Source organism: Embleya sp. NPDC020886 (assembly GCF_044333915.1).
Lineage (GTDB): Bacteria > Actinomycetota > Actinomycetes > Streptomycetales > Streptomycetaceae > Embleya.
This window is the reverse complement of the sequence record NZ_JBIRRX010000015.1, coordinates 101469-123960: the sequence shown is the minus strand read 5'-3', so window position 1 is coordinate 123960 and position 22492 is coordinate 101469. Positions and strand designations below refer to the sequence as shown.

The 22492-nt window shown below is 71.8% G+C and carries 24 protein-coding genes; 16 read left to right on the top strand and 8 right to left on the bottom strand.

Going from position 1 to position 22492, the window contains the following annotated elements; genetic code table 11:
• Positions 1–64: 64 nt before the first annotated feature.
• Entirely contained in the window at positions 65–847 is a 783-nt protein-coding gene (locus ACH4U8_RS37115) for a TIGR00730 family Rossman fold protein (protein WP_360314637.1), read from the top strand.
• Positions 848–945: 98 nt separating this feature from the next.
• Complete coding sequence (locus ACH4U8_RS37110) at positions 946–2355, top strand: alkaline phosphatase PhoX (protein ID WP_395782636.1); 1410 nt, start codon at positions 946–948, stop codon at positions 2353–2355.
• A 97-nt stretch (positions 2356–2452) separates the two neighbouring features.
• Here the strand turns inward: ACH4U8_RS37110 and folP are convergent, their stop codons facing one another.
• Positions 2453–3265, bottom strand: a complete 813-nt coding sequence (gene folP / locus ACH4U8_RS37105; protein WP_360314701.1) for a dihydropteroate synthase — start codon at positions 3263–3265, stop codon at positions 2453–2455.
• Between the two features lie 206 nt (positions 3266–3471).
• On the opposite strand from folP, the gene ACH4U8_RS37100 reads away from it, so the two are divergent.
• Complete coding sequence (locus ACH4U8_RS37100) at positions 3472–4161, top strand: DivIVA domain-containing protein (RefSeq protein ID WP_395782635.1); 690 nt, start codon at positions 3472–3474, stop codon at positions 4159–4161.
• On the top strand, positions 4158–4736 hold the full coding sequence (locus tag ACH4U8_RS37095; RefSeq protein ID WP_360314643.1) for a DNA-3-methyladenine glycosylase I: 579 nt from the start codon (positions 4158–4160) through the stop codon (positions 4734–4736). Before ACH4U8_RS37100 ends, ACH4U8_RS37095 begins: the two co-directional genes overlap by 4 nt.
• Positions 4737–4805: 69 nt before the next feature.
• Here the strand turns inward: ACH4U8_RS37095 and ACH4U8_RS37090 are convergent, their stop codons facing one another.
• Positions 4806–5603, bottom strand: a complete 798-nt coding sequence (locus ACH4U8_RS37090) for an enoyl-CoA hydratase-related protein (protein ID WP_360314645.1) — start codon at positions 5601–5603, stop codon at positions 4806–4808.
• Positions 5604–5884: 281 nt separating this feature from the next.
• Between ACH4U8_RS37090 and ACH4U8_RS37085 the strand changes: the two genes are divergently transcribed.
• The gene (locus ACH4U8_RS37085; RefSeq protein ID WP_078976897.1) at positions 5885–6052 is read left to right on the top strand and encodes a DUF3117 domain-containing protein; all 168 of its coding nucleotides are present in this window, start codon (positions 5885–5887) and stop codon (positions 6050–6052) included.
• 159 nt (positions 6053–6211) lie between these two features.
• On the opposite strand, the gene ACH4U8_RS37080 is transcribed toward ACH4U8_RS37085, so the two are convergent.
• Positions 6212–6898: an O-methyltransferase gene (locus tag ACH4U8_RS37080; RefSeq protein ID WP_360314647.1), complete on the bottom strand. Its 687-nt coding sequence runs from the start codon at positions 6896–6898 to the stop codon at positions 6212–6214.
• A 325-nt stretch (positions 6899–7223) separates the two neighbouring features.
• Between ACH4U8_RS37080 and sigE the strand changes: the two genes are divergently transcribed.
• The 5 genes from sigE to ACH4U8_RS37055 all read left to right on the top strand — a co-directional run bounded on the left by sigE (position 7224) and on the right by ACH4U8_RS37055 (position 12251).
• The gene (gene sigE / locus ACH4U8_RS37075) at positions 7224–7841 is read left to right on the top strand and encodes an RNA polymerase sigma factor SigE (protein ID WP_052174094.1); all 618 of its coding nucleotides are present in this window, start codon (positions 7224–7226) and stop codon (positions 7839–7841) included.
• A 104-nt stretch (positions 7842–7945) separates the two neighbouring features.
• A complete protein-coding gene (locus ACH4U8_RS37070) occupies positions 7946–8566 on the top strand; it encodes an anti-sigma factor (RefSeq protein ID WP_360314649.1) in 621 nt (206 codons plus the stop codon).
• A gap of 270 nt (positions 8567–8836) precedes the next feature.
• Positions 8837–10717: a trypsin-like peptidase domain-containing protein gene (locus tag ACH4U8_RS37065; RefSeq protein WP_395782634.1), complete on the top strand. Its 1881-nt coding sequence runs from the start codon at positions 8837–8839 to the stop codon at positions 10715–10717.
• 164 nt (positions 10718–10881) lie between these two features.
• On the top strand, positions 10882–11319 hold the full coding sequence (locus ACH4U8_RS37060) for a sec-independent translocase (RefSeq protein ID WP_360314653.1): 438 nt from the start codon (positions 10882–10884) through the stop codon (positions 11317–11319).
• A gap of 287 nt (positions 11320–11606) precedes the next feature.
• Complete coding sequence (locus tag ACH4U8_RS37055; protein ID WP_395782633.1) at positions 11607–12251, top strand: hypothetical protein; 645 nt, start codon at positions 11607–11609, stop codon at positions 12249–12251.
• A 128-nt stretch (positions 12252–12379) separates the two neighbouring features.
• On the opposite strand, the gene ACH4U8_RS37050 is transcribed toward ACH4U8_RS37055, so the two are convergent.
• On the bottom strand, positions 12380–13528 hold the full coding sequence (locus ACH4U8_RS37050; protein WP_379991139.1) for an Mrp/NBP35 family ATP-binding protein: 1149 nt from the start codon (positions 13526–13528) through the stop codon (positions 12380–12382).
• A gap of 74 nt (positions 13529–13602) precedes the next feature.
• On the opposite strand from ACH4U8_RS37050, the gene ACH4U8_RS37045 reads away from it, so the two are divergent.
• The 3 genes from ACH4U8_RS37045 (at position 13603) to ACH4U8_RS37035 (ending at position 16303) form a co-directional block, all read left to right on the top strand.
• The gene (locus ACH4U8_RS37045) at positions 13603–14487 is read left to right on the top strand and encodes an amidohydrolase family protein (protein WP_360314657.1); all 885 of its coding nucleotides are present in this window, start codon (positions 13603–13605) and stop codon (positions 14485–14487) included.
• A gap of 81 nt (positions 14488–14568) precedes the next feature.
• The gene (locus ACH4U8_RS37040; RefSeq protein WP_395782632.1) at positions 14569–15045 is read left to right on the top strand and encodes a macro domain-containing protein; all 477 of its coding nucleotides are present in this window, start codon (positions 14569–14571) and stop codon (positions 15043–15045) included.
• 19 nt (positions 15046–15064) lie between these two features.
• Positions 15065–16303 (top strand): benzoate/H(+) symporter BenE family transporter, encoded by a 1239-nt coding sequence (locus tag ACH4U8_RS37035; protein ID WP_395782631.1) that lies wholly within the window; start codon positions 15065–15067, stop codon positions 16301–16303.
• Here the strand turns inward: ACH4U8_RS37035 and ACH4U8_RS37030 are convergent.
• The 3 genes from ACH4U8_RS37030 to ACH4U8_RS37020 all read right to left on the bottom strand — a co-directional run bounded on the left by ACH4U8_RS37030 (position 16278) and on the right by ACH4U8_RS37020 (position 18776).
• Positions 16278–16859, bottom strand: a complete 582-nt coding sequence (locus ACH4U8_RS37030; protein ID WP_395782630.1) for a TetR/AcrR family transcriptional regulator — start codon at positions 16857–16859, stop codon at positions 16278–16280. The two genes, ACH4U8_RS37035 and ACH4U8_RS37030, sit on opposite strands and share 26 nt — an antisense overlap.
• Before the next feature lie 68 nt (positions 16860–16927).
• Positions 16928–17512, bottom strand: a complete 585-nt coding sequence (locus ACH4U8_RS37025; RefSeq protein WP_360314665.1) for a DUF1003 domain-containing protein — start codon at positions 17510–17512, stop codon at positions 16928–16930.
• Complete coding sequence (locus tag ACH4U8_RS37020) at positions 17502–18776, bottom strand: magnesium transporter MgtE N-terminal domain-containing protein (protein WP_395782629.1); 1275 nt, start codon at positions 18774–18776, stop codon at positions 17502–17504. The genes ACH4U8_RS37025 and ACH4U8_RS37020 overlap by 11 nt, the downstream gene beginning before the upstream one ends.
• Before the next feature lie 142 nt (positions 18777–18918).
• Between ACH4U8_RS37020 and ACH4U8_RS37015 the strand changes: the two genes are divergently transcribed.
• Together ACH4U8_RS37015 and ACH4U8_RS37010 are read left to right on the top strand one after the other, a co-directional pair.
• Complete coding sequence (locus ACH4U8_RS37015) at positions 18919–19674, top strand: hypothetical protein (protein WP_360314669.1); 756 nt, start codon at positions 18919–18921, stop codon at positions 19672–19674.
• A 110-nt stretch (positions 19675–19784) separates the two neighbouring features.
• A complete protein-coding gene (locus ACH4U8_RS37010) occupies positions 19785–20717 on the top strand; it encodes a hypothetical protein (protein WP_360314671.1) in 933 nt (310 codons plus the stop codon).
• Positions 20718–20729: 12 nt separating this feature from the next.
• Here ACH4U8_RS37010 and ACH4U8_RS37005 read toward each other — a convergent pair whose 3' ends face one another.
• Positions 20730–21290, bottom strand: a complete 561-nt coding sequence (locus tag ACH4U8_RS37005; RefSeq protein WP_360314673.1) for a hypothetical protein — start codon at positions 21288–21290, stop codon at positions 20730–20732.
• A gap of 115 nt (positions 21291–21405) precedes the next feature.
• Between ACH4U8_RS37005 and ACH4U8_RS37000 the strand changes: the two genes are divergently transcribed.
• Complete coding sequence (locus tag ACH4U8_RS37000) at positions 21406–22374, top strand: CoA ester lyase (RefSeq protein ID WP_360314675.1); 969 nt, start codon at positions 21406–21408, stop codon at positions 22372–22374.
• Positions 22375–22492: the final 118 nt, after the last annotated feature.

Genomic DNA, 22492 nt, shown 5'->3' with positions numbered 1-22492 from the left:
AACCGTCGCGGTGGTTCCCCGGTAAATGCGATCAACCACCGCCCGGGCGTGACAGGGTGGCCGGATGGATGCGCGATTCGCTCCGGAGGAGCCACCCGAGTTCGCCTCGCCCAGTGAGGTCGAGGAAGAGCATCCCGGCATGGGGCACCTCGGTACCGAGGCGTGGCGCGTGCTGCGGATCCAGACCGAGTTCGTGGACGGGTTCGGCATGCTCGCCGACCTGGGCCGGGCGGTCAGCGTGTTCGGGTCCGCCCGGACCAAACCCGGGTCGGCCGAATACCGGATCGGCGAGCGGGTCGGCCGGGCGCTGGCCGAGGCCGGCTACGCGGTGATCACCGGCGGCGGCCCGGGCGCGATGGAGGCGGCCAACAAGGGAGCCCGGGACGCGGGCGGGCAGTCCGTGGGCGTGGGCATCAAGCTCCCGTTCGAGTCCGGGCTCAACCCGTACGTGGACCGGGGCATCACGTTCCGCTACTTCTTCGCGCGCAAGACGATGTTCGTCAAGTACGCGCAGGGCTTCATCGTGCTGCCCGGCGGGATCGGCACGCTGGACGAGTTGTTCGAGGCGCTGACCCTGGTCCAGACCGGCAAGGTCACCCACTTCCCGGTGGTGCTGATCGGTCGTGACTACTGGACCGGCCTGATCGACTGGGTCCGTGACGTGGTGATCGCCCAGGGCAAGGCGTCGCCGGCCGACCTGGACCTGATCCGGATCACCGACGACGTGGACGAGGCGGTGCGCATCATCCGCGACGCCGACCTGGAGTGCTCCAAGATCGAGGCCGAGTCCCGCGCGGACAAGGCCGAGGCGGAACGCCGCGCCGGTGGCGGAGCAATTGCCACCTGACGGGCATTCGGGCGCCCCGCCGCGTTCACTTGGGGGACACCGACGGGCGAAAGCGTAGGGGCGTCCCGATATTTCCCGCCTGTCACTGGAGAAACCAGATGTCGCTGTCCCGCAGGGGCTTCCTCGGTCGCACCGCCACCACCGGTGCCGGTGTCGCCCTCATCGGCAGCACCGGCATGCTGCTGGCCCCGAACGCCTCGGCCTCGTCCCGGCACAACGGGCACGGCCGGCCGCCGGCCCAGCCGGGCTACGGTGCGCTGATCAACGACCCCGCCGGGCGCCTGGCGCTGCCCAAGGGTTTCTCGTACCAGATCGTCACCGAGGCCGGTGTCACCAAGCTGGAGTCGGGCGAGCTCACCCCGAGCAACCACGACGGCACCGGCGCCTTCAAGCTGCGCGGCGGCGGCACGGTCCTGGTCAACAACCACGAGCTCGGCGGTTCGTTCAAGGACACCCCGCTCCCGGTCCCGCACCTGTCGGGTCTGGTCTACGACGAGGGTCTCGCCGGCGGCTGCACGGTGGTCGAGGTGAACCGTTACGGCAGGCGCATCCGCGAGTACGTCGGCGTGGCCGGCACCGCGACCAACTGCGCGGGCGGGGTGACCCCCTGGGACACCTGGCTGACCTGTGAGGAGACCGAGCAGCTCGCCGGTCAGGGCAGCGCGACCAAGGACCACGGCTACGTGTTCGAGGTCGACCCGTACGACCGCCGCGCCAACCGCGACCCGAAGCCGATCAAGGCGCTCGGCCGGTTCGCCCACGAGGCGGTCGCGGTCGACCCGCGCCGCGGTCACCTCTACCTGACCGAGGACGCGAGCAACCCGAACGGGCTGTTCTACCGCTGGGAGCCCCCGCGCCACTGGGACGGCGGCCGGGGCCGGCTGCGCAAGCTCGCCGACGACGCGGGCACCCTCGCGGCGATGCGCTGCGTCGACGCGAGCGGCAAGCACGTGGACGACCTCTCCCGCGCGACCGAGATCGGCACCACCTACGCCGTCGACTGGGTCAAGGTGCAGGAGCGCGACGCGCGCACGGTGTCCATCCGCAAGCAGTTCCAGAACACCGACATCACCCGCGGTCGCAAGATCGAGGGCATCTGGTGGGGCGACGGCGGCGCGTGGGTCGTCTGCAGCTTCGCCCGCAAGGAGAGCCCGGGCACGGCGCACGACGGCCAGATCTGGTTCTACGACCCCCGCCGCGGCCGGCTGACCCTGAAGCTGCGCTTCGGCGTGAACGCGACGCCCGACGTGGACGGCCCGTTCGACGGCCCGGACAACATCAGCGTCTCGCCGCACGGCGGCGTGATCATCGCCGAGGACGGCGAGGGCGTGCAGCACCTGCTCGGCGCGACCGAGGACGGCAAGACCTACCCGGTCGCCCGCAACGACGCGGACGGGGACAGCGAGTTCACCGGCCCGATCTTCTCCGAGGACGGCCGCACGCTGTTCGCGAACGTGCAGACCCCGGGCACCATGTACGCGATCCAGGGCCCCTGGAAGCGCTGCTGATCCGCTGATCCGCCGGCTGCGGCCGGAGCCACTCCTCGGCGCCCGCGCCCACCTCCTCGGTGGGCGCGGGCGCCGAGACACGTTCCCCGCGGGCCGGTCAGGCCAGGGCGCGCCGGGCCACCGCGGGCTGCCGGGTGCCGTGGATCGAGGACACCATGTCCAGCACCTGACGGGTCTCCTCGACCTGGTGCGCGCGATACACCCGGGCACCGAGCCACGCGCTGACCGCGGTGGTGGCGAGCGTGCCGAGCAGGCGTTCGTTCACCGGCTTGTCCAGCGTCTCGCCGACGAAGTCCTTGTTGGACAGCGACACCAGGACCGGCCAGCCGGTGTCGACCATCTCGCCGAGTCGGCGGGTCGCCTCCAGCGAGTGCCGGGTGTTCTTGCCGAAGTCGTGCCCGGGGTCGATCAGGATCGCGTCGCGGCGCACGCCCAGCCGCGCGGCGCGCTCGGCCAGGCCGACCGTGACGTCCAGGATGTCGGCCATCACGTCCACGTAGCCGATCCGGTGCGGCCGGGTGCGCGGCTGCGCGCGACCGGCGTGGGTGCACACGATGCCCACGTCGTACTTGGCGGCCACCTCGGCGAGCTTGGGGTCCACCCCGCCCCACGCGTCGTTCATCAGGTCCGCGCCCGCCTCGCAGACCGCCTCGGCCACCTCGTGCCGCCATGTGTCGACGCTGATCACCACGTCGGGGTGGCGGCGGCGGACCTCGGCCACGAACGACGCCGTGCGGCGGATCTCCTCCGTGACGTCCACCTCCGCCCCCGGACCGGCCTTGACTCCCCCGATGTCCACGATCCCCGCGCCCTCGGCGACCGCACGTTCGACCGCGTCCAGGGCGGGTCGATCGTCGAAGGTCGCTCCCTTGTCGAAAAACGAGTCCGGTGTCCGGTTGACGATCGCCATGATCACCAACTCGTCGCCACCGAACTCCCGTCGCCCCAGCCTCAGCGTCGTCACCCCGTCGACCTCCGCCCACCACACCCTGCACGTGCCACCTGACCCCCTGATCGTGGCACGATCGTCCCGTGCGACGACCCGGGGGCTTCCCGAAGCGGCCCGGAGCGGACGCCCGTCCCAGCACTTGCAGCGCCGTCGAAGGGGAGCCGTCCGTGTTCTGGATCCAGCTTGTCGTGGTGACCGGGGTGATCCTCGTGATCGCCGCGGTCGTGCTCGGGGCGGGTGGCTCCCTTCCCGACGCCCACCGCGAACAGCCCGAGCTGCGGATGGCCGGCGACCGCCCGCTCACGAGCGCCGACGTGGACGACATCCGGTTCCCGGTGGTCTTTCGCGGCTACCGGATGAGCGAGGTCGACCTGGTCCTGGACCGCCTCACCGGCGAACTCGCGGCGCGGGACGCGCGCATCCTGGAACTCGAATACAAGATCAGCGGCACCACCCCGGCCGGCGTCACCGTGTCCGTCCCGGCCGCCGCGGGGGCGAGCGCGCTCGGCGCGGGCCGACTCGCCCCGCCGCCGCGCGCCGCGGGCACCACGCTGTCCCTGGAGAAGCCGAGCACCGAGTCGGGCGAAGCCGGGTCGAGCGGCGCCGACGAGGAGCAGGCCCGGCCGGCGAGCGCCGCCGCACGGGCGGACGAGGATGCGGCCGAGGTCGGCGAGTCGACCCCGGGTGGGACCGCCGAGCCGGCCGACGCCGAGCCGAGTGCGGCACCGCCCGCCGAGCCGGCCGACGCTGCGGAGGTCGCGACGGATGCGAGCGACGCGACGGATGCGACGGACGCGACGGACGCGACCGAGGGCGCCACACCCACCGCCGAGCCGAAGGGCGACCCGAAGCCGTGACCGTCGTCGGCGGTCCGGTCGCGGGGCCGGACGGACTGCTGCGCTGCCCGTGGGGCGCGACCGGCCCGGAGGACTATCGGGCCTACCACGACACCGAGTGGGGCGTCCCGGTGCACGGCGAGGACGCGCTGTACGAACGCGTGTGCCTGGAGGCGTTCCAGTCCGGCCTGTCCTGGCTGACCATCCTGCGCCGACGGGCCGGTTTCCGGGCGGCCTTCGCGGATTTCTCGATCGCCGCGGTGGCGCGATTCGACGACGCGGACCGGGCCCGGCTGCTCGCCGACGAGGGCATCATCCGCAATCGGGCCAAGATCGACGCCGCCATCGCCAACGCACACGCGGCGCAGGCCCTCCAGGGCGGCCTGGACGCGCTCGTATGGTCGTTCGCACCTTCCGGACGCCGGAAGGCTCCCGCGGCCCTGTCGGACGTACCGGCGGTCACCGACGAGTCGACCGCGCTGGCCAAGGAACTCAAGCGCAAGGGATTCCGCTTCGTCGGCCCGACCACGGCCTACGCGCTGATGCAGGCGTGCGGGTTGGTCAACGACCACCTCACGGGTTGCACCGCTCGCTGAGGCCGCCCGTCCTGCCGGGCCGGGGCACCGCCGCGGATCGACCTCGCGCGGCGGTGCGCCGAGCCGGACTCAGCGGCCGACGAAGGTCGGCTTCTCCTTGGCGACGAAGGCCGCGACCGCGATCCGGTGGTCCTGCGAGCCGCCCACGCGCAGTTGCAGCTCCTCCTCCTTGGCCAGGGTCTCGACCAGCGAGTGCGACGCGCCGTAGGCCACCGACTCCTTGAGCGCGGCCAGCGCCACGGTCGGCCCCTCGGCGAGCCGGCGGGCCAGTTCGCGCGCCGTGTCCAGCACCTGATCGGCCGGCACCACCTGGTTGGCCAGTCCCAGTTCGAGCGCCTCGGCCGCCTTGACCATGCGCGGCACCATCAGCAGTTCGACCGCCCGAGCCTGACCGACCAGGCGCGGCAACGTCCACGACGCGCCGGAGTCGGCGGTCAGCGCGACGCCCGCGAACGCCGTGTTGAAGCCGGCCGTGTCCGCCATGATCCGGAAGTCGCAGGCCCACGCGATCGCCGCGCCGGCCCCCGCCGCGACGCCGTTGACCGCGGCGATCACCGGCTTGGCCATCGTGGCGAGCGCGGTCACCAACGGGTTGTAGTGCTCGCGCACGGTCGCGAAGGTGGCCTCGGGGCCGGTTTCGAGCTGGCGGATGTGCGCCTTGAGGTCCTGGCCGACACAAAACGCCCGGCCGCTGCCGGTCAGCAGGACCGCTCGAACATCGGGATCCTCGGCCGCGCGCAGCACCGCGTCGCGCAACGCGATCTTGCTCGATTCGTCCAACGAGTTCATCGCGTCGGGACGGTTCAGCGTGACGGTCGCGACTCCGTCGGCGAGTTCGTAGAGCACATTGTCGGTCTTGTCGGCCATGGCCTGCCTCCGCATCACGTACATCACCGCAGGTGGGATGTGCACAGCATGCCGGACCGTCCGGCCGTGCCCCCGCCCGGCCCTGATGGACCGTCAGCTCGATTTCGAGCCGGGACGGACCATCTCATTCCGCTCCGTACGGACGAGGTTCGAGAGGCCGACGGGACCCGATGTTGCTCACCCCACCGTTCGATGCGGGATAATGGTCCCTGATCAATGCTCTCGAAGACCGGTGGCCGGTTTGAGCACCGGTGCGTCGATATGCAGGAAGGGGAACGAGCATGGCGGCCATGAAGCCGCGGACGGGCGACGGCCCGCTCGAGGTGACCAAGGAAGGGCGGGGCATCGTCATGCGCGTTCCGCTTGAGGGCGGTGGACGGCTCGTAGTCGAGCTGTCGGCCGATGAGGCCGGCGCCCTGAGCGAGGCGCTGAAGAACGCCGTGGGCTGACCCCCCCGGGGCGACGCCCTCGACGAAAGTCGTGATGCGACGGCCTCGATTCGGACCCGGAGACTCGGGTCCGAATCGAGGCCGTCGGCATGTCCGGGCGGCTTTGGCCCGACGGCGCGGGCGGGAGGAGTCCCGACGAGCCGCGACCACCGGAGGCGATCAGCCCCGGCGGGCCGCGCACAGCAGGCCGTCGCCGACCGGGAGCAGCGCGGGCACGAGCGACTCGTGCTCGCGGATCACCCGCAGCACGTCGCGCACGGCCGCGGTCTCCGGGTCCCGGTGCGCCGGATCGGGCACCCGGTCGTGCAGGAGCGCGTTGTCGAAGCAGACCACGCCGCCGGGTCGCAGCAGGCGCAGCGCCTCGGCCAGGTAGTCCAGGTACTCCAGTTTGTCGCCGTCGCAGAAGACCAGGTCGTAACCGCCGTCGGCGAGCCGCGGCAGCACCTCCAGGGCGCGGCCCGGGATGAACCGGGCACGACCGCTGGGGAAGCCCGCCTCGGTGAAGGTCTCCTTGGCGAGGCGCTGGTTCTCCGGGTCGGCGTCGACCGTGGTGAGCACGCCGTCGGGGCGCATGCCGCGCAGCAGGTAGAGGCCGGAGACCCCGGTCCCGGTCCCGATCTCGGCGACCGCCTTGGCCTCCACCGCGGCCGCGAGGAAGCGCAGTGCGGCACCGCCACCCGGACCTATCGGGAGCACGCCGACTTCCCGGGCGCGGGCGCGGGCGCCCGCGAGGACGGCGTCCTCGCCGACGTACTCTTCCGCGAACGCCCAGCTCGCCTGGCGATTGCCGGAAATGGCTTCCTCCTCTGTCCCGGCCGCCCGTACGCGTCTCGACGGGTCGGCCACCTGAGCGCAAGGGTATTACCGAGGGGTCATCCGCCCGGCCGGGGAGCGCCGCACGCGTGCGCCCGGGCGCCGGGCACGAGCGCCGGGGGGCGACCGGGCCGGAATCGGGGAACCCCGTCCGGGCGCGGTTCGTTGGCCCCCTCGGAAGACAGGTGAACACGAGGCTCGTGGTCTCGCGGCACCGCAGGTGGGCCGGATCCGGGCTCGGCGCCCTTATCCGGGCTTAACAGGCAGGGCGCTTATGGTGGTTGCGCTACTCGGAAGAGGAGGTGTGGCAGTGGTCGACCACCGCGGGGAACAATCCTGTACCCGCGACGCGTCGCCGATGCCGGATCACGTGGCCGAAGCCGCAAACGCAATCAGCAGCCCAGCCCAGGCCGAATGGGTCCCGCCGTCGTGGGAGGACATCGTCCGCACCCACTCCGCTCGGGTCTATCGGCTCGCCTACCGCCTCAGCGGCAACCCGCACGACGCGGACGACATCACCCAAGAGGTGTTCGTCCGAGTGTTCCGATCGTTGTCGAGCTACACGCCCGGCACGTTCGAGGGTTGGCTGCACCGCATCACCACGAACCTTTTCCTCGACATGGTTCGGCGCCGTCAGCGCATCCGCTTCGAGGGTCTGGGCGACGACGCGGGCGAACGCCTCGCCGGTCGTGAGCTCTCACCCGCGCAGGCATACGACGACGCCCACCTGGACGCGGACGTCCAGCAGGCGCTGGACGCGCTCGCTCCGGAGTTCCGCGCCGCGGTCGTGCTGTGTGACATCGAGGGCCTGTCGTACGAGGAGATCGCCACCACGCTCGGAGTGAAACTCGGGACCGTGCGCAGCCGCATTCACCGCGGCCGGTCCCAGCTCCGTGCGGCGCTGCGGCATCGTGCTCCCCGGAACAAGGCAGGCCAGGAGACGGCTGCGGAGGTCCGGACCACGGTGCGGAGATGAGGGACCGTGATCAGTGAGCCCGGCGACCGCTTGGGCAGGGGGGTAGTGAGTGCCACACGGGTGGGGCGCGCCGCGACCCGACGTGGGGCATGCGAGGTGGGGACATGAGCCACCTCGACGACAAGCTCGCCGCCTATGTGGACGGCGAGCTGGGCCACGAGGCCCGTGAGAAGGTGCTGGCGCACCTCGCCGAATGCGCGGACTGTCGCGTGGAGGCGGAGGAGCAGCGCCAGGTGAAACAACTGCTCGGCAAGGTGGCGCAACCCGGACCGTCGGGCGATCTGATGGCGCGGTTGCTGGCCTTGGGCGAGCCGGATCAGGAGCCGCCTCCGCCGCCCGCGTCGGGGGATCGTTTCACCTTCCCGACCGCCGGGCGACCGGCGGTCTCGGCACGTGCGCGTCTGCGCTCGACCGGTCCGCGGGCCGGTCGGCCCGGCAACATGCCCGAGCGGGTGCGCCCGCCGGTGAGCCGGCGTCGGCTGACATTCGCCGCCGCGGGCGCGTTCTCGATGATGGCCGTCGCGCTGAGCAGCGCGTTCGTGCCGGGCGGGACGAGCGGCGGCACCGAGGGACGGCCCGCGGCGCCGGCCGTGGAGCGATACCTCGTGGAGCAGGCCGCCACCACGACCGCACTGCCGGCGGGCTCGGCGCCGCGCCGGCCGGGGCTGGTGCTGGCCGGCGCCCCGCTGACGGTGCCGGTGCCGTCGGAGGGCGCTCGCCACTAGGGCGACGACCGCAATCCCGCGTCGAGGTATTCGGCGCGGGATCGAGGTCGTGGCCCGGTGTGGTGCGGATCGGCGGAAACGGGTCGTCGTCGGGCGAATCGGGGTGGGTGTCGCCCGGCGGGCGGGGCACTTTCGGCCGACCGCGCGTGCGACGTGGCGGGGCGGGTATCCACTGCCGCCGGGACGGCACCGATCGCCACGCGCAAGACTGTGGCCGTGTCGGGGAAGCAGCAGGTGCTCGGCACACCGGGAGCGGTAGGAAGGCACACGATGAGCGACGCATACGGCCGCGGGGGAGCGGAGCCGCCGCGAGGCGACGACGCGCCGGCCGGGCCGGGACCCGATCACGACGCGGAACCGGCGGCCTTCCCGCCCGGGGCACCGCCCTCGGCGGCGGGTGCCCGGGCGGACGAGCCCGAGCCGGGTCGGTCCGCCGAACCGGCCGAGGCGGAGCCGGCCGGCGGGGTCCGCCCCGGGCCGTCGGCTCGGACGCCGGACGAGACACCGGACCGGGCACCGGGCGGCGCGTCGACCGGGGCACCGTCGGAGCACGCGTCCCAGGCCGGTCCCGACGCCGAACCCGCCGCGTTCCCGGACCGGCCGTCGTCGGCCAAGGCCGATCGCCCGGTGGCGGGCGAGGACGCCACCCCGGTCGGGCCCGCCGACGAGGCCGCGCCGGCCGATCCCGCGACCGAGCCGGCCGCGTTCGGCCCCCCGGTCCCGGACGTGCGGGACGCGGTCACCACCGAGGTGCCGGTGGTACACGGCACCGCCGAGCTGCCGAGCGCGGACGACCCCGCCTACGATCCCTTCGCGCCGCCCCCGCAGCCGCCCCCGCCCGCCGGTCCGCCGCCGCAGCAGCAGCCGTGGCCGGGGCAGGTCGGCGGCTACGGCACCCACCCCGGCGTGGGGCAAACCGGCTACGGGCCCTACGGGCCGTACCCCTCGTACGCCCCGCAGACGGCCTACGCGCCCTATCAGGCGGTGCCGTACGGATATTCGGTACCGGGAGACATGACCGGCGCCGGCGGGCCCACCGAGGACCTCGGCAGGCGCTACGGTCGCCGACTCGTGGTGTGGGCCGCGGCCCTCGCGCTGGTGGCCGGTCTGATCGGCGGCGGCATCGGTGCCTGGATCGCCGACCGGCACGACACCAAGGTTCGGCTCGGCGCCGCGCCGCCCACCGGTCCGGCCCGCGGCAAGGACACCATCGCCGGGCTCGCGGGCAGCACGCTGCCGGGGGTGGTGTACATCCACACCAAGACCGGCCGAGGCGAGGCCACCGGCACCGGCTTCGTGCTGGACACCGCCGGCGACATCCTGACCAACAACCACGTGGTCGACGCGGCCTCGTCCGGCGGCACGATCACGGTCACCTTCAACGACGGCCAGCAGACCCAGGCGACCCTGGTCGGCCGGGACACCGGCTACGACCTCGCGGTGATCCGGGTGTCGGGCGTGCAGGGGCTGCACCCGCTGCCGCTGGGCAACTCCGACGGCGTCCAGGTCGGCGACCCGGTGATCGCCATCGGCGCGCCGTTCAACCTGGAGGGCACCGTCACCTCCGGGATCATCAGCGCCAAGGACCGTGCGGTGAGCGCGGGCGGTTCGGGCAGCGACGTGTCCTACATCAGCGCGTTGCAGACCGACGCGCCGATCAACCCCGGCAACTCCGGTGGCCCGCTGATCGACGCGGCGGGCTCGGTGATCGGGATCAACTCGGCGATCCGCTCGGCCGGCGGTGGCGGGCAGGGCAATCCGTTCGGCACGCAGCAGGAGGCGGGCAGCATCGGCCTCGGCTTCGCCATCCCGATCAACCAGGCGCGTCGCGTCGCGCAGCAGTTGATCGACACCGGCAAGGCGTCGCATCCGGTGATCGGCGTCTCGTTGGACGTCGCGTACCAGGGCGACGGCGCGCGGATCGCGTCCTCGGACGTCAAGGGCACGCCGCCGATCCGGGCCGGGGGACCGGCCGAGCGGGCCGGGCTCAAGCCGGGCGACGTGATCAAGGCGATCGACGGCCGCAAGGTGCACGACGCCAACGAGTTGATCGTGGCGATCCGGTCCAAGGCTCCCGGTGCGGTGGTCAAGCTGACCATCGAACGGGACGGCGGCGAGCGCACGGTCGACATGACCCTCGAAGCCGGATGACTCGGACATGACGTACACATGTCCGGACGGTCACATCTTCCGACGATAGGCACCAAACGGAAGGTTCGATGCCGGCTGCGGCCTTCCGCTCCAGGTGTCGACGACTACTCTGAGGGGGTTCGGTCGCCCGATCGAACCCCCTCGCGCAATCTCGTGGAGTCCAGGTGTTCGACGTCGGTGCACCCGAGATGGTCGCGCTCGTCATCCTCGCGATCGTGATCTTCGGTCCGGAGAAGTTGCCGAAGATGATCGGCGACGTGGCCCGCACCATTCGCAAGTTTCGCGAGTTCTCCTCCGGGGCCCGGGCCGATCTGAAGAAGGAACTCGGTCCGGAGTTCCAGGACATGCACCTGGAGGACCTCAACCCCAAGACGTTCGTGCGCAAGAACCTGATGGGCGACGGCGACGACGACCTGGGCATCCGCGAGCTGCGCGACTCGCTCGGCAAGGACTTCGAGGAGATCAAGGGCCTGGCCAGTGGCAGCCCCTACGACTCGGACGTGCCGGACACCTCGTACAGCCCGCCGTCGTTGCAGAAGAAGACCGCCGCTCCCCGGGTGGAGCCCGGCGAGCGCCCGCCGTACGACGCCGACGCGACCTGAGCGTCGGCGGTCGCCGCGTCGAGGGTCCTTTCCGACGCGGGTTCGAGGACCGCTGCCCGGTGTCGCCGATTCCCGGCCGTCGACGGTCGTGCGCGGTGCGGGGTCGTCCGCGCATTCGGGCACTATGTAGCCGGAGTACACGGGCGGTGTGTGGTCGGTGACTCGGCGGATACATGTATCGAAGGGTCGGTCCACCCGAGAGGCGCGGGGGGAGGTGGGCCCCGGCCATGGCATACCGAGGCAGCCGGCGGCGCCGCCGCGCCGCGCGAGAGGACCTGAGGCGGAGCATGGACACAATCAGCCACGCGGGCGAGGCGTTGCCCGCCGACGAGGCGGGCAAGCCCGACCTGCTGGCGGAATACCTGGGCGCGGACTTCCCCTGGTACGGCCTGGACGAGGGCTGGAACGGGCGGCGTTGGTTGTCGTCGGTATGCAAGGGCCGGCGCACGATCGAGTACGGCACGCTCGGCCACGGAGACCTGCCGAGCCGGCGGCCCGGTGATCCGACACCGCGCCGGTTCGTGTCCGTGGTGACCGTCCCGCGGCGGCCCAAGCGGCCGGCCGGGGACGGCACGGGACAGATGGAGGCCACCTCCAAGGCGAGCGCGGCGTCACTCGCAGGGGTGGCATTGCTCGCGGACAGTTGGCCGTGGCAGTTGGACCGCACGACCCGGGCGGAGTGGCTGGATCAGCAGACCAACATCGCGTGGGATCTGTCCGACAATCTGACCGGACCCGGTTGGACGGACCTGGCCATCCCGGTGGACGGGGTGCCCGCGCGGTTCCGCTATCGGGAGTCGGCCTACGGCTGGGTGCTCGCGGGCGAGAGCGCGGGTGTCTACCTCGGGGTGTACGGCCGCGGCGCGAGCGCGTACGGCCTGGGCCTGTCCCGCGAGGTGGACCTGCACAAGTACGCGAAACCGGACTCGTGACCGCGGCGCGATGACCCCGGGGGCACGGGCGCGACCGTCGAACGGGCGCGCGTGCCCTCGGGATCATCGCGGTGGAGCGCCGTCGGGCGGGGTGCCGCCGACCTCCATCGGGATCTTCCCGACCGCGGCTAGAAGTTGCGCAGCGGGGTCAGTCCGAGCTGGAGGCCGGAGAGCCCGCGCTCGCGTCCGCCGAGCTTGGCCGCGATCGTGCCCAGCGCGATGGCCGCGGGCGATTCCGGGGCGTCCAGCACGACCGGCTTGCCGGTGTCGCCGCCCTCGCGCAGCCGGGTGTCGATCGGGATCGAACCGAGCAGCGGGACCTTGGTGCCGGTGGCCGCGGACAGACCGTCGGCGACCCGCTGACCGCCGCCGGAGCCGAACACGTCGACCATCTCGCCGCAGTGCGGGCAGGGCAGCCCGGCCATGTTCTCGATCACGCCGGCGATGGTCTGCCGGGTCTCCACCGCGATGGTGCCCGCCCGCTCGGCGACCTCGGCGGCGGCCTGCTGCGGTGTGGTCACCACCAGGATCTCCGCGTTGGGGACCAACTGGGCGACCGAGATGGCGATGTCGCCGGTGCCCGGCGGGAGGTCGAGCAGCAGCACGTCCAGGTCGCCCCAGTAGACGTCGGCGAGGAACTGCTGGAGCGCGCGGTGCAACATCGGACCGCGCCACACCACCGGGGCGTTGCCCGGGGTGAACATGCCGATCGAGATCACCTTCACGCCCTGCGCCGACGGCGGCATGATCATGTTCTCGACCTGGGTGGGCTTGCCCTCCGCGCCGAGCATGCGCGGCACCGAGTGGCCGTAGATGTCCGCGTCCACGATGCCGACCTTGAGCCCCTGGGCGGCCATCGAGGCGGCCAGGTTCACCGTCACCGACGACTTGCCGACGCCGCCCTTGCCGGACGCCACCGCGTAGACCCGGGTGAGCGAGCCGGGCTTGGCGAACGGCACCTCGCGCTCGGCCTGGCCGCCGCGCAGGTTGCTCGCGAGTTCCTTGCGCTGTGCGTCGCTCATCACGTCGAGTTCGACGTCGACCGAGGTCACGCCGGGCAGCGCGGCGACGGCCGTCTCGACCCGGGTGATGATCGTCTCGCGCATCGGGCAGCCGCTGACGGTCAGGAAGACCCCGACCTCGACCCGCCCGTCGGGATGGATCTCGACGGATTTGACCATGCCCAATTCGGTGATGGGCCGGTGGATCTCGGGGTCCTGGACGGTCGCCAGCGCATCCTGGACGTCGTCCGCCGAGGGCAGGGTTGCAGAAGCCATACCGTGAGCTTACGACGCCCTCGGAAAATCCCTTCGAGAGCATCGACCTGCGAGCCGAATGGGGAGGTGGCCGTGTGACGACGGTGACCGAGGAGACGCGCGTGGCCCGGTTTCGCCGGGAACTGGGACTGGCGTCGTTGATCGACGTGCACACGCACTTCATGCCCAAGCGAGTGCTGGACAAGGTGTGGGCCTACTTCGACGCGGCCGGTCCGCTGATCGGCCGGCCGTGGCCGATCACCTACCGACTCGACGAGGACGAACGGGTGGCCAAGCTGCGCGCGTTCGGCGTCTCGGCGTTCACCTCGATGTTGTATCCGCACAAACCCGGGATGGCCGTGTGGCTGAACGCGTGGGCGCGCGAGTTCGCCGCGCGTACCCCGGACTGCCTGCACACGGCGACCTTCTTCGCCGAGCCGGGCGCGGGCAAGTACGTGCGCGAGGCGATCGAGTCGGGGGCGGTCGTGTTCAAGGCGCACGTCCAGGTCGGTGGGTACGACCCGGGCGATCCGCTGCTGGAGGACGTGTGGGGCACGCTCGCGGACGCGGGGGTGCCGGTGGTCGCGCACTGCGGTTCGGGGCCGGTGCCCGGGGCGCACACCGGGCCCGAGCCGATCACCCGGGTGCTCGCCCGGCACCCGCGACTGCGGCTGATCGTCGCGCACATGGGGATGCCGGAATACGGCGAGTTCCTGGATCTCGCGGACCGGCACGAGGGCGTGTATCTGGACACCACGATGGCCTTCACCGACTTCGTCGAGGAGTTCACCCCGTTCCCGCCCGCCGACCGGGTCCGGCTGCGGGACGCGGCGGATCGCATCCTGTGGGGCAGCGACTTCCCGAACATCCCGTACGGCTACGTGCACGGGCTCGACGCGCTGACCCGGCTGGAGCTGGGCGACGACTGGCTGCGGGCGGTCTGCCACGACAACGCGGCCCGCCTGTTCGGCCGACCGTGACGGTGCCGCCGCCCGGCGGTACGGCGGCGAGCCCGGGCAGTCGGTGCCGACGCGTCGGTGCGGTTGGCTACGGTGCCGCGCATGGCGACCGTCACGTACGTCCGAGGAGACGCCACCACGCCGCTGGGCAAGGGCGTCAAGGTGATCGCGCACGTCTGCAACGACCAGGGCGGCTGGGGCAAGGGCTTCGTGCTCGCGGTATCTCGGCGTTGGCCCGAGCCCGAGGCCGACTATCGACGTTGGCATCGCGAGCGGGCGGGCAACGACTTCGGGCTCGGCGCGGTACGCCTGGTCCGGGTGGCCACCCACCTGTGGGTGGCCAACATGATCGGCCAACACGGCATGCGCACCGGCAGCAAAGGGCCGCCGGTGCGCTACGAGGCGATCGACCGGGCCCTGGGCGAAGTCGGCCGCCGGGCGCTCGAACTCGGGGCCGCGGTCCACATGCCGCGAATTGGCTGTGGTCTGGCGGGGGGTAGCTGGGGCAGGGTGGAGCCGCTCGTCCTCGAACGGTTGAGCGCGTGCGGTGTCCAGGTCACCGTCTACGACCACGATTGACCACGAGGCGAGGCGCCGGGTGCGTACGGGGACCACGACGAACACCGAACCGGCGCCGCCCTCGGCCGAGCCGAGGTGGTGGCGGGACGCGTCCTTCTCGGCCGTGCTCGCCGGTCTGATCGCGGTGCTGGTCTCCTACTCGGGGCCGCTGGTGATCGTGCTGACCGCGGCCTCGGCCGGCGGGCTGACCCGGGAGCAGACCGGCTCGTGGGTCTGGGCGTTGTCCATCGGCAGCGGGCTGACCTGCCTGGGCCTGAGCCTGTACACCAGGATGCCGATCGTCACCGCGTGGTCCACCCCGGGCGCCGCGCTGCTGGTGACCAGCCTGGGTTCGTACCCGTATCCCGAGGCGATCGGCGCGTTCGTGGTGACCGGCGTGCTGATCACCGTGATCGGGGTGACCGGCGTGTTCGGCCGGCTGATCCGCCGGGTGCCCGCCGCGGTGGTGTCCGCGATGCTGGCCGGAATCCTGTTCTCGTTCGGCACCGGGGTGTTCACCTCGGTCCGGACCGCGCCCTGGATCGCCGGCGGCGTGCTGCTCGCCTACCTGCTCGGGAAGCGCTTCCTCCCGCGCTACGCGGTACCGGCCGCGCTCGTGGTCGGGGTGGCCTGCGCGGCGGCGACGTCCCGGCTGCACGTGCACATCGACACGTTCGAGATCGCCCGGCCGCAGTGGACCACACCGCACCTGTCGGTGCCCGCCCTGATCGGGATCGCGGTGCCGCTCCTGGTGGCCACCCTCGCGTCGCAGAACGCGCCCGGGATGGGGGTGTTGGCCGCGTCCGGCTACGCGCCGAACGACCGGGTGCTGATCGGCTCGACCGGGGCGGTGTCCACGCTGCTCGCGCCGTTCGGGTCGCACGCGATCAACCTGGCCGCGATCACCGCCGCGATCTGCACCGGGCCCGAGGCGCACCACGACCCCCGCAGGCGCTACGTCGCGGGGGTCTCGTGCGGGGTCTTCTACCTGATCGTGGGCATGTTCGGGTCTACCCTGGTGGCGCTGTTCGCGGGCCTGCCCAAGGAACTGGTCGCGGCGGTCGCGGGCGTGGCGCTGTTCGGCGCGCTGGCGAGCGGGCTCACCGGCGCGATGGCCGACGACGAGCACCGCGAGGCGGCGCTGATCACCTTCCTGGCCACCGCGTCCGGGGTCACCATCGGCGGGATCGGATCCGCGTTCTGGGGACTGATCGCCGGTGTCCTGGCCCACGTGGTGCTGTCCGGCGGCCGGTTCAGCCTGCCCCGCCGGCGCCCATGAGCACCCGCATGCCCTCGGCGAGATCCCGGCCGGTGGGGGCATTCTCCGGGGCGAACATCCACTGGCTGACCACGCCCACCAGCAGCGCCTGACACAGCGCGCCGACCGTGCCGGTGAGGTGCTCGTTGCCCTCCTCGGGCACGCCCAGGAAGATCGAGGCCAGTCCGGAGCGGCCGGCCTCCTGTGCCGCGCCGAGCACCTTGTGGATCTCCGGCAACTCGTCGAGATGGGCCAGGACCTCGAAGTTGGCCGCCCACATCATCCGGTGCGACTCCATCAGGTCGATCACCCGTGTCCAGATCGCCTCGAAGCGCTCCAGCGGCGCGGTCTCGCCGCCGACCGCCTCGGCCAGCGCGCCGGCCAGTTCGTCACCCCAGCCCTCGATCGACTCCAGCAGCGCCTGCTGCATCAGCGCGTCCTTGGACCCGTAGTGATAGCCGATCGATCCGAGGTTGGTCCCCGACGCGGCGACGATGTCGCGCGCGGTGGTGCGCATGTAGCCCTTCTCGTACAGACAACGTTTGGCTCCGGCCAGCAGGTCTTCGCGGTGTCCCATGCACCGATCGTAACCCTGCCGTAGACAAATGTCTTATACGGATGACTCATACGATTGTATAAAACAGCTCAGGGACGCTCCGGCTCCGGCGGGTGTTGCCGGTGGGGCGGGTGCGTGTCGCTCACGTCGCGCCCCATCAGCCAGCCGTCGGTCTCCCGACGCTCGTCCAACTCCTTGAGCATGGACTGGAGTTCCGAGCGCAGGAAGTCCCGGGTGGCGACCTCGCCGAGGGCGATCCGCAGCGCCGCGACCTCGCGGGTCAGATACTCGGTGTCCGCGATGTTGCGCTCGTTGCGGGCCCGGTCCTGCTCCAGGTTGACCCGGTCCCGGTCGTCCTGCCGGTTCTGCGCGAGCAGGATCAGCGGCGCCGCGTAGGACGCCTGCAGGGACAACGCCAGGGTCAGGAAGATGAACGGGTACTCGTCGAAGCGCAGCGCCGGCGGCACGAAGATGTTCCAGCCGATCCACACGATCACCGTGGCGGTCATGTAGACCAGGAACCGGCCGGTGCCCAGGAAGCGGGCGATCCGCTCGGAGAACCGACCGAACGCCTCCGGATCGTACGCGGGCAGCAGCGGGCGCCGCCCCGGGGCGCGCGGTTGATCCAGGCGCGGCCGGCGGCGCTTGTCGGTGCTCGTGCTCTCACGGGCCACGGCGCACTCCCCCGTCTCCGTGTATGGCGCCCTCGCGCCAGTCCTCGGGCAGCAGGTGGTCGAGCACGTCGTCGACGGTGACCGCGCCGAGCAGGTGGTCGTCCTCGTCCACCACGGGAGCGGCGACCATGTTGTACGCGGCCAGGAAGCTGGTCACCTCGGCGAGCGGGGTGTCCGGCCGCAGCGGCATCAGGTCGGTGTCCAGGACCGCGCCGACCAGGGTGAACGGTGGATCGCGCAACAGCCGCTGGAAGTGCACCGTGCCCAGGTACTTGCCGGTCGGCGTCTCGGTCGGCGGCCGGCAGACGTAGACCTGGCTGGCCAGGGCCGGCGAGAGGTCGGAGTTGCGCACGTGCGCGAGGGCCTCGGCGATCGTGGCGCCCGGCTCCAGCACGATCGGCTCGGTGGTCATCATGCCGCCGGCGGTGTCCTCGACGTAGGTCAGCAGTCGGCGGACGTCCTCGGCCTCCTCCGGCTCCATCAGGCCGAGCAGGCGTTCCGCGGTGTCCTCGGGCAACTCGGAGATCAGGTCGGCCGCGTCGTCCGGGTCCATCGCCTCCAGGACGTCGGCCGCCCGCTCCTCCTGGAGCTGGCCCAGGATCTCGACCTGGTCGTCCTCGGGCAACTCCTCCAGCACGTCCGCGAGCCGGTCGTCGTCCAGCGCCGCGGCCACCTCGGCACGGCGCTTGGCGGACAGGTTGTGCAGCACGTTCGCCAGGTCGGCGGGCCGCAACTGCTCGAACGTGGCGAGCAGGTTGGCCGCGCCCTGCTGGTCCTCCGGGCGCTCGAAGCCGACCACCGCGTTCCAGTCGACGGTGATCGTCTCGCCGCGCCGCCGGCGCAGCCCGGAGGTGGCGCCCTTTTGCACGAACAACTTGGCGAGCAGCCAGTCGCGACCGCGCCCGAGCGCCATCGCGACGTCCAGCACGGTCACCGGCTCGTCGGTCTCGGCCAGGGCCACCCGGCGGTCCAGCATCTCGGCGAGCACCAGCGTCTCGCTCGGCCGCTGCTCGAAGCGGCGCATGTTGACCAGCCCGGTGGTGATCACCTCGCCGGTCTCCACACTGGTCACCCGGGTCATCGGGACGAAGATCCGCCGCCGGGTGGCCACCTCGACGACCAGGCCGAGCACGCGTGGGGGAAGCTGGGCGGTGCGCAACATCACCACCACGTCGCGCAGCCGGCCGACGTGGTCGCCGTTGGGGTCGAACACGGCCACGCCGGCAAGGTGCGAGATGAACACCCGCCCGGATGACGCACCCATGCCGTGGTCCCTCCGTCGCCGATGTGTACGTCCGCGTTGGCCGATCCGCGCGCTCGTGCCGCGGGTGTCCCGAACGGTCAGGTTACCGGTGAAGGTGGGCATGATCACGACACCCGGCGCCCGGCTCAGTACAGTGCCGCCCGTGCGCTTGCCTCGGATGAAGACCACGATCGCCCTCCTGGCCGCCTGTGTCCTCACCGGCACGGCGTGTTCGAAGGAGGAGACCGGGCTCGGTGCGGAGTCCGCGGACTCCATAGCCGGCAAGTCCAAGGCGGCGGCCGCGGCGGCCGGCGCCGTCCACGTGCAGGGCGTGTGGAAGATCCAGAGCCAGCAGTTCCGGATCGACCTGCGGCTCAAGCGTGACGGCGGGGTGGGCACCGTGGTCACCGCGGACAGCACCATCGAACTGCTGCGAGTCGGCCAGGACCTGTTCGTGCGTGGCGACGCCCGGCTCTACCAGGGTCGGGACGGGCGTGGCGGGGCCGAGGTGGAACAGTCGGCCCAGGCGCTGCGGGACAAGTTCGTCAAGGTCTCGCCCGCCGATCCCAGTTACGCCCGACTGTCCGGCTTCACCCGGATGCAGGACATGATCACCGATCTGATCCGGCTCAACGGCAAGCTCAAGAAGGACGGCCGGGAGAACGTGCGCGGTGCCGAGTCGCTCAAGCTGGTGGCGGACCGGGGCCGCGGCGGCGAACTGCGAGTGGCCCTGCGGGGGACGCCGTTCCCGCTCAAGTACATCCCGTCGCCGACCGGCGGAGCGCTCGAACTCTTCGAATACGACCAGGACTTCCCGCTGGTGCTGCCCAAGGCCGAGGATGTGGTCGACTACGGCTCGTTGACCGACGGCAAGCAACCGTCGGGCAAGCCCGACGAGCCGAAGCCGGGCACCGACTGAGGCGGGCGATTCCCCCTCCGGGATACCGTTTCCGGTAGGACGGCGACGCGGGCGAGCGTCGATTCGGGTCAGCGAACCAACGAGACATCGAACAACGAGGGAACCCAACGGTGGATCACGTGCGGCGCGGCTTCGTGGTGGCGACGGCTGTATCGGTCACGGTGCTGGCCGCCGGGTGCAGTGCGGGACGACCCGCACACCGCTCGTGGCAGGCACCGGTGGACGAACCCTTGGCCGGTGCGCCACTGGGCAACCAGGTGGACAACCTGGACCCGGCGGCGATCCTGCAGCGGGCCCAGGCCGCGACGGCCGGGGCGAAATCGGTGCACGTCAAGGGCGAGTTGACGGTCCCGGGCGCGGCCGGCAAACCGGCCAAACCGTTCAGCGTGGACATGCGCTTCACCAGCACCGGCAGCGAGGGCCAGATCGTCGAGGACAGCACGACGGCCTACGTCACCCGGGTGCAGAACCAGGTCTGGTTCCGGGGCGACACGAAGTTCTGGTCCAAGGTCGACGGCGCCAACTCGGACGTGGCCAACCACGAGAAGTACGTACAGGTCCCCTCCGGGGACAAGAAGTACGACGGCATCGTGGAGAACACCTACGTCGAGCGGCTCACCAACAAGCTGATGGGCAAGCCGGGCAAACTGGAGAAGGGCCCGGTCAAGCAGGTCAACGGGCACAAGGCGATCGCGCTGGAGAGCCGCACGCCGGGCGCGGGCGGCACCATCTGGGTGGCCACCGAGGGCGCTCCGTACCTGCTGCGGATGGAGTCGGCCCCGGAGGTCCGGCAGGCCGGCGCGTTCGATTTCCTCGGCTACGGCGAGCGGGTGGACGTGCACGCGCCGGACCCCAAGGACGTGGTGGACAAGGGCCTGACCACCCAGGGCCGCCCGACCAACGGCAGCGGCAACAACGGCACCTCGACGCGCCCCCCGAACGGCACGCCCTCCACCGGGAGTACGCGCCGCTCGGACATCGGCCGGACGAGCAAGCCGCCGGTGCCCGGCGGCCTCCGGGGCGACTCGCTGCTGTTCTCCTGAGCCGACCCGCGCTCAGCCGCGTCGGCGCAGGCGGCCGATCGACAGGTTGAACGGCGAGGCCCCGCGGGTCACCGCGGGCGAGCCGATCGGCACGGTGCGGCCCGCGTCCCGGGGCGCGGATCGGGCCGAGCCGGTGGGGGTGAGCCGGATCAGGTCGCACTCGCGTGCCCAGCGGGCCGGCTGCTCCTCGCCGTCCGGCGCGTTCAACCGGGCCGCGTGCAGGGCCAGTACGGCCGGCTCGTAGGCCGGATCGTCCGGGGTGACCACCCGGACCTCGGCGCTCCATCCGGGCAGCCGTCCGCCCTTGTCCTTGCTGCGGACGTCCACCAGCGCCCGCCCGGCCTCGGCCAGGCCGGGTACGAACTGCTCGACGGCGCCGTCCTCGCGGGCGGTCACCAGCCACGAGGAGCCGTCCAGCCACACGTGCCAGACCGGGCGCGGCGGGGCGTCGTCGACGGTGAGCCAGAGCAGGCCGGACTTGCGCGCCGCTTCCTCCAGCAGTGCCGCTTCCTCGCGCAGTGCGGCCTCGTCGAGCGGCGCCGCTTCATCGCGCGGTGCGTCGGTGTCCGTCATGCGCCACAGCGTCCCACAACGCGCAGGCGCGGAACGTGCGCCACCTCATAGTCCGAGTCGGGTGACCCGTCGGTAACCTGACCGCACGATCCGCAGCACTGGGAGGACCAGACACATGGCCGCCACATCGCGTAGCTTGCGTTCCCGCCGTTCCTGTATGGCTGTGCCCGGCAGCAACCCGCGCTTCATCGAGAAGGCGCAGGGGCTCCCGGTCGACCAGGTGTTCCTCGACCTCGAGGACGCCTGCGCCCCGCTCGCCAAGGAGGGCGCGCGACACACCATCGTCGACGCGCTGAACAACGGCGACTGGGGGAATCGGATCCGCGTCGTGCGGGTCAACGACTGGACCACGCACTGGACCTACCGCGACGTGGTCACCGTCGTGGAGGGCGCGGGGGCCAACCTCGACGCCATCATGCTGCCCAAGGTCCAGGACGCCGGCCAGATCAAGGCGCTGGACCTGCTGCTCACCCAGATCGAGAAGACGGTCGGCCTGGAGGTCGGTCGGATCGGCATCGAGGCGCAGATCGAGAACGCCCGCGGCCTGGTGAACGTGGACGAGATCGCCGCCGCGTCGCCGCGGGTGGAGACGATCATCTTCGGGCCGGCCGACTTCATGGCGTCGATCAACATGAAGTCGCTCGTGGTCGGCGAGCAGCCCCCGGGCTACGACACCGGCGACGCCTACCACTACATCCTCATGCGCATCCTGATGGCCGCCCGGGCCAACGACCTCCAGGCGATCGACGGCCCCTACCTCCAGATCAAGGAGGTGGACGGGTTCCGTCGGGTGGCCGGCCGCTCGGCGGCGTTGGGCTTCGACGGCAAGTGGGTGCTGCACCCCGGCCAGATCGACGCCGCGAACGAGCTGTACTCGCCGACCCAGGCCGACTACGACCACGCCGAGATGATCCTCGACGCGTACGACTGGTGCACCTCGGCCGAGGGCGGCATGAAGGGCGCCGCGATGCTCGGCGACGAGATGATCGACGAGGCGTCGCGCAAGATGGCCCTGGTGATGTCGGCCAAGGGCCGTGCCGCGGGCATGCAGCGGACGCAGAAGTTCGAGGCCCCCAAGGGCTGACGCCACACCGGCGGGCCCGGGGCCCGGACCGGGACGCGCCGAGAGGGGCGGGAGGCGACCGCCTCCCGCCCCTCTCGGCGTCCGTGCACACGACTGTGAGCCCGGCGGTGGTCCGCCC